Here is a 1,081-nt window from a genome sequence, read left to right on the forward strand (position 1 = left end):
TCGTTACAAAAGATTACAGCAAATATAATCTCATAGAGCCTGTTGTAAAACCTGCTTTTCTTTCTTTATTTTGGAATGACTTTTGCAATAAGAATGCGACTATAAACAAGGCTATAAGAACAGTTTTTATCTTTTTTATAATTTATTTTTTGTATCATTATCCATGAAGCATAGCTCTAAGATAATTTCTTTACTTGTATGGGTGGCAAGTCTGTTTCTATCCTATGTACTGGCTTATGCCGCAGGCGTTTCCGGCACAAAGCACGACCTTACCACGCCAACGACAACAGACCCCTGTATATTCTGCCATACATGGCGCAATCCGGCTCCCAGGCATCAGTCCGGCATGGAACAGGAATATCTCAAACCTCAGTGCCTTTGTAATGTACTCGAGTCCGACAATGAAGACCTCTACAGGTATACAGCCCGGCTCATATTCCCTTGCCTGTCTGACCTGCCATGACGATGCAGGTGCATCGAGCGCTGTTAATTACACGGATACTCATAAATTGAGATCGGATGCCAACTCGAGCACGCCTTCTTCTCCGAATTGCAGCAAGTGCCATGCGGGTGGAAGCGGGCCATCTGGTCTTAATCCCCATTTTACAATTGGCCCAGATTTAAGGGATGATCACCCGATCTCCATGTCATATCCCACCAACCTGCCTGAGTTCTTTAATATCCCGCCGGACTTCTCTGCCGGATGGACAGATGTGAAGCTGTATAGCGGCAAGGTCGAATGCGGCTCATGCCATGACCCGCAGGATGCAACAAGGGGAATGTTCCTGAGAAAATCAAATACAGGAAGCTCATTGTGCACAACCTGCCATAGAAAGTAATTTCTGCTAAATTTCCCCCACCGTGTGAGTAAAATCCCTCAGTAATTACAGGCAGCAAAGACAGGTAGAGGTAAAGGTAAAGGTAAAGGTAAAGGCAAAGTAAAGGGAAACATACCTTTTTACGCCTCTTTTTGTAGTATTTTCTTTGTCTCTACCTTTTCCTTTACCTGTTTTATTTTGGAATGATTTTTGCTAATTCTAATAATCAAGATTTTATGCGGAGACGAAAGGAGGAGAGATAC

General features: G+C 43.3%; 1 protein-coding gene. It reads left to right on the forward strand.

Features of this window, described 5'->3' with window-relative positions; genetic code table 11:
• The first annotated feature begins 401 nt into the window (after positions 1–401).
• On the forward strand, positions 402–839 hold the full coding sequence (locus V7L97_RS12780; RefSeq protein WP_333656593.1) for a cytochrome c3 family protein: 438 nt from the start codon (positions 402–404) through the stop codon (positions 837–839).
• Positions 840–1,081: the final 242 nt, after the last annotated feature.

This window comes from Dissulfurispira sp. (assembly GCF_036745535.1).
Lineage (GTDB): Bacteria > Nitrospirota > Thermodesulfovibrionia > Thermodesulfovibrionales > Dissulfurispiraceae > Dissulfurispira.